General features: G+C 74.8%; 4 protein-coding genes. 1 reads left to right on the top strand and 3 read right to left on the bottom strand.

Translation table 11 applies throughout. The annotated features are described in order from the left end of the window. Positions 1-102 precede the first annotated feature (102 nt). Positions 103-900 carry an SAM-dependent methyltransferase gene (locus tag E1264_RS39705; protein WP_132182257.1) on the bottom strand — a complete coding sequence of 266 codons (798 nt, stop codon included), beginning with the start codon at positions 898-900 and terminating at the stop codon, positions 103-105. 143 nt (positions 901-1,043) lie between these two features. Between E1264_RS39705 and E1264_RS39700 the strand changes: the two genes are divergently transcribed. Next, positions 1,044-2,699 (top strand): SpoIIE family protein phosphatase, encoded by a 1,656-nt coding sequence (locus tag E1264_RS39700; RefSeq protein ID WP_132182255.1) that lies wholly within the window; start codon positions 1,044-1,046, stop codon positions 2,697-2,699. Positions 2,700-2,714: 15 nt separating this feature from the next. Here the strand turns inward: E1264_RS39700 and E1264_RS39695 are convergent, their stop codons facing one another. Both E1264_RS39695 and E1264_RS39690 read right to left on the bottom strand, forming a co-directional pair. Beyond that, entirely contained in the window at positions 2,715-4,046 is a 1,332-nt protein-coding gene (locus tag E1264_RS39695; protein ID WP_132182253.1) for a DUF2252 domain-containing protein, read from the bottom strand. A 51-nt stretch (positions 4,047-4,097) separates the two neighbouring features. Further along, a partial coding sequence (locus tag E1264_RS39690; RefSeq protein ID WP_347813453.1) for an L-erythro-3,5-diaminohexanoate dehydrogenase occupies positions 4,098-5,148 on the bottom strand: 1,051 nt, incomplete at its 5' end.

Genomic DNA, 5,148 nt, shown 5'->3' with positions numbered 1-5,148 from the left:
CCGCTCGGCACCGCGCTCGTCCTCGCGGTCGTCGCGATCGTCGTCAGCGCGGGCGCGGCCGTCGCCTTCGCCCGCTGAACCGGCGCCCCGGGGGGTTCCGGTTCAGCGGCGGCCGACGCCGCCGAAGACCAGGAACCGCTCGGGGTCGGCGACGGCCTCGCCCTCGTCGGGGCGCCAGAGCGGCACGTACACAAGGCCCGGGTCCAGGAGGTCCCAGCCGTCGAAGAACCGCAGGATGCCGGCGTGCGAGCGGGACACCGCCGGGGAGCTCGCCCGGTCGTACAGCTTCCCGATCGCGGCGGTCTTGCCCGGCTCGGCCTCGTGGGTGAGGTGGGAGATCACCAGGTGGCTGCCGGGCGCGGCGGCGTCCCGCAGCGCCCCGACGATCCCCTCCGGGCCCTCCTCGTCCTTGACCAGGTGCAGCGCCGCGACGAGCAGGAACGCGGTCGGCCTGGACAGGTCGAGCAGCCCCTTCAGGACGGGGTCGGCGAGGATGTCCTCCGGGCGGCGCATGTCGGCGTGCAGGACCACCGCCCGCTCGTCGCCCGCCAGGATCGTGCGGCTGTGCGCGACGGCGACGTCGTCGTTGTCGACGTACACCACCCGCGCGTCCGGGTTCACGCTCCGCGCGATCTCGTGCACGTTCCCCTGCGTGGGGATGCCGGACCCGATGTCGACGAACTGGTCGACGCCCGTTCCGGCGATCGTGCGGACCGCGCGCCGCAGGAACGCCCGGTTCGCCTGCGCGAGCTCCCGCGCCTGCGGCTCGACCCGCAGCAGCCCGGTGGCCAGGTCGCGGTCGGAGGCGAAGTTGTGGTCACCGCCGAGCAGGTAGTCGTAGACCCGCGCGACGCTCGGCCGCTGGCTGTCGACCTCGGGGGGAATCCACTCGGAGCCCATGCATCGTCTCCTGCCGGCCGAAGGGGTGCCGTCCGCGGGGCCGGGGTAACGCGTTCCGCCTGGACGGCCTGTGGTGTACATAATCTACGAAATCGGCGGGCTCCGGTATACGGAACCGTCCGGAATACGGAACAGTGAAGGCCGTGTCCGAAAGACCCCCGTGGCGGGCGGCGCCGGTGACCGTCCTGCTGACCCCTGACGGGCGGATCTCCGGCTGGAGCGAGGGCGCCGCGCGGCTGTTCGGCCGCGGCGCCGCCGAGGCCGTCGGGGCGCCGCTCACCGACCTGCTCGCCGGCCTGCCCGGCGGCGCCGACGGCGCCCGGGCGCTGATGGCCGCGCTCGAACGCGCCGCCGAGGGCCGCCCCTGGTGCGGCGTCCTGCCGCTGCCGGGCGACGCGGAGGCGGGTGAGGGCATGTCGGCGGCGTGCGAGCCGATGACCGTGGCGGACGGCGGCGCCGCCGTCGCGCTGACCCTGTCGCCGCCGTGGGCCGGCGGGCTGGAGCTGCTGAGCGAGGCGGGCCGCCGCATCGGCTCGACGCTGGAGCTGCACCCGACCGCGCGGGAGATCGTCGAGGTCGCCGTCCCGCGGTTCGCCGACGCGGGCGCCATCTACGTGCTGGAGCGGCTCCTCGCCGACGACGACCGGCCCGCGCCCGGCGAGAAGGCCGACAGGAGCGGGGACGGGGCCGCGGACGACGACCGCCCGGCGGTCGTGCGGCGGCTGGCGGTCGCGTTCGCCGAGGACGACCCGCGCGGCTGGGCCCGCGAGTTCCCCGTCAACGAGGTCATCGTCTACCCGCCCACCACCCCGTACGCGCGGTGCCTGGCCACCGGGCGGATGGTCGAGTTCGGCGGCGACACCGTCCAGAAGACGCTCGCGCACCGCACCGGCCGCCTCGTCGAGGGGCTCCTGGACCACGTGTCGCTGCTGGCGGTGCCGCTGGTGGCGCGAGGGAGGGCGCTCGGGTTCGCGGTGTTCAGCCGCAAGCGCGGCCGGCCGCCGTTCGCCGCCGCCGACACCGCGCTGGCCGCCGAGCTCGCCGCCCGCGCCGCGACCTGCATCGACAACGCGTGCCGGTACCGGCACGAGCACCGCACCGCCACCGCGCTGACGTCGAGCCTGGTACCCGCCGCGATCACCGCCCCTCCCGGTCTGGAGATCGCGCACCGCTACCTGCCGGCGCGCAGCGGCGTCGGCGGCGACTGGTACGACGTCGTGCCGCTGTCCGGCGGCCGGATCGCCGTGGTGATCGGCGACTCGGTCGGCCACGGCGTCACCGCCGCCGCCGCGATGGGGCAGCTCCGCGTCGCCGCGCACACCCTGGCCAGCTGCGAGTTCGGGCCCGCCGAGGTGCTGGAGCGCCTGGACGCCATCGCGCAGGACCTGCACGCCGCCCAGTTCGCGACCTGCCTGTGCCTGGTCTGCGACCCGGCGACGCGGCGCTGCGAGGTGGCGTGCGCGGGGCATCCGCCGCCGCTGCTGGCCCTCCCCGGCGGGACGGTGCGGCACTTCGCGGCCCCGCACGGCCTCCCGCTCGGCGTGTCCGACCGGGCGCACCCGCCCGCGTACGACCAGGTCACCGACACGATCCCGGCGGGCGCCACCCTCGCCCTCTACACCGACGGCCTCGTCGAGAGCCGCCGCCGCAACGTGGACGAGGGCATCGCCCGCCTGGCGTCCGCGCTGGCCGCGTCCCAGGACGGCACGCCGGAGGAGACCGCCGACGGCGTCCTGGCCCTGCTGTCCGACCAGCGGGGCCGCGACGACATCGCCCTCCTCCTCATCCGCCCGGCCTGACCCCGGCCCCGGCTTCTACAGGCCGGGGATCTCGTGGTTGCGGAACGCGTCCACGAAGTAGGTGTGGTCGTCGCGGACGATCTCGGCGTACTGCGTCCCGAACGCGACCATCGCGGCGACGAACGCGGACTCGTCCGGGCCGATCACCGCGTCGATCGCGTCCTCGACCTGGAAGTCGACCAGGGTGTGGTCGGAGTCGGTGTCGGACACGCAGTGCACCTTGGCGGTGGCGCGGCCCAGGTCGTCCAGGACCGACAGCATGTCCTCCGGCTCGGTGAGGCCGCCCCAGTCCAGGTCCTCCTCGTAGGGGGACAGCTCCTGGACGACGTACCCGACGCCGCCGATCTGGGTGTGGCCGAGCCACGGGTCGCTGTTGGCCTGCAGCGCCCGCCGCGACACCGCCGTGCGGTGCCCGTGGTGCCGGAAGTACTCGCGGATCCGCGGGTCGTCGACGACGCGGCTGGCGGCGGCGATGTTGCCCTGCTTCATCGACAGGACGACGTCGTTCTCCAGCGCCTGCGTGCTCCCCTCCACCAGGATGTTGTACGCCGACAGCCCGGCGGAGCCGATGCCGAACCCGGACGCGCCGACGATGTCCTTGACCTGGTAGGTGAGGCTCCCGAACCGCTTCTCCGCCGGGATCGTCGTCAGGTACTCCTGGTAGGCGGCCTCGACCTCGGCGCGCTCGGCGGCGTCCAGCCGCCGCACGCCCGGGCGGTCCCGGAACCGCCGGTCGGGCCCCGACACCTCCGTCATCCCGGCCAGCAGCCCGATCCGGGTGCCGCCCATCGCGGCGACCAGCACGTCCCTGATGTACCCGTCGGTGGTGTCGAGCGTCAGCGCGAACCGCTCGTCGCCGTCGTGCGCGGCGAACCGGCGGACCTGGTCGACGTAGGCGCGCACGTAGGTCTCGATCAGCCGCCGGATGTCGTCGTCGGAGATCGCCTTCTGCCAGGCCAGCAGCGCCAGGCTCGCCACGAACCGCTTGACGTCCCAGGTGAAGTGCCCGACGTAGGCCTCGTCGTAGTCGTTGACGTCGAAGACGAACACGCCGTCGTCGTCCATGTAGGTGCCGAAGTTCTGCGCGTGCAGGTCGCCCTGGATCCACACGCGGGAGGTGCGCTCGTCGGCCCACGGGTCGTCGTCGCCGATGATGTCGGCGTAGAACAGGCAGGCGCTGCCCCGGTAGAACGCGAACGGGTCGGAGGCCATCTTGCGGAAGCGGCGGCGGAACTCGGCGGGGCTGCGCTCCATCAGGTCCGAGAACGCGTCGACGAGGACGTCGACGATCTGCGCCCGGCGCTCCTTCGGGTCCCGCCCGCGCAGCTCCCCGGTGATGCTCCCCATGCCGTCTCCCTCAATGATCGGTCTCCCCGCCCGCTCCCGGGGCGTTCCCGGTCATTGTGCCGAATCGTCCCCGGTCCGGGAGGTGAACAGCGCACGGACGGCGGGTTCGGACCGCAGCAGGTCGAGCGCCGCCTCCGCGTGCCCGGGGACGTAGCCGTTCCCGATGAGCATCGTCACGTCGGCGGCGAGGCCCTCGGCGCCGAGCGCGGCGGCGGGGAACGAGGTCGCCATCGAGAAGAACACGACGGTGCCGCCGGGCGCGGTCGCCAGGATCGCGCCGTGCTCGCAGCCCGGGACGTCCACGCAGACGACGGTGACGTCCACCGGGTCCCCGATCGCGGCGGCGACGGCGACGGGGTCGCGGGCGTCGGCGCGCACGACCGTGTCGGCGAGGCCGGTGGCCGCGAGCCGCTCTTCCTCCTCGGCGGTCGGCACCAGCCCGACCAGGCGGGACACGCCGGCGCGGCGCGCGGCGGCCAGCGACAGGGAGCCGCTCTTGCCCGCCGCGCCGAGCACCGCCACGGCCGGCGCGCCCGGCTGCGCCTTCTGCAAAGCGACGACGCGGTGGGTGAGGGCGGGCGCGCCGCACACGTCCATGACGGCGAGCGCCAGCGGGACCGGCAGGTCGGCGGGCAGCACCGCGGCGATCGACCGGGCGAACAGGATGGCGTGGCCCTCGGCGGGCACCTGCTCGGACCGCCCGTCCCAGCGGGCCAGGCCGTCGGTGATGGCCAGCGGGGTGAGGGTGAGCGAGACGAGGGTCGCGACGCGGTCGCCGGGCTTGAGGCCGAGCGGCGAGTCCGGCCCGGCCTCCTCGACGACGCCGACGAGCATGCCGCCAGACCCGGTCACGGGGTTGTGCATCTTGCCGCGCTCGCGGACGATCCGCAGCACGTCCTCCCGGATCGCGTCCGGGTCGCCGTCGTGCGCGGTGCGCAGCTGCCGGTAGGACGCGGCGTCCAGGTTGAGGCGCTCGACGGCGATGCGGACCTCGTCCGGGCCGATCCGGGGGTCGGGGTCCAGCCGCAGCGCGGCCTGCGGCAGCACGCCCCGGGGCTCCAGCACCCGGTGCAGCCCCACCGCCGAGCCCACGAGACGCTCA

Origin of the sequence: Actinomadura sp. KC216 (genome assembly GCF_004348535.1) — a bacterium.
Taxonomy (GTDB): Bacteria; Actinomycetota; Actinomycetes; order Streptosporangiales; family Streptosporangiaceae; genus Spirillospora.
This window is presented reverse-complemented; position numbering and strand designations above follow the sequence as displayed.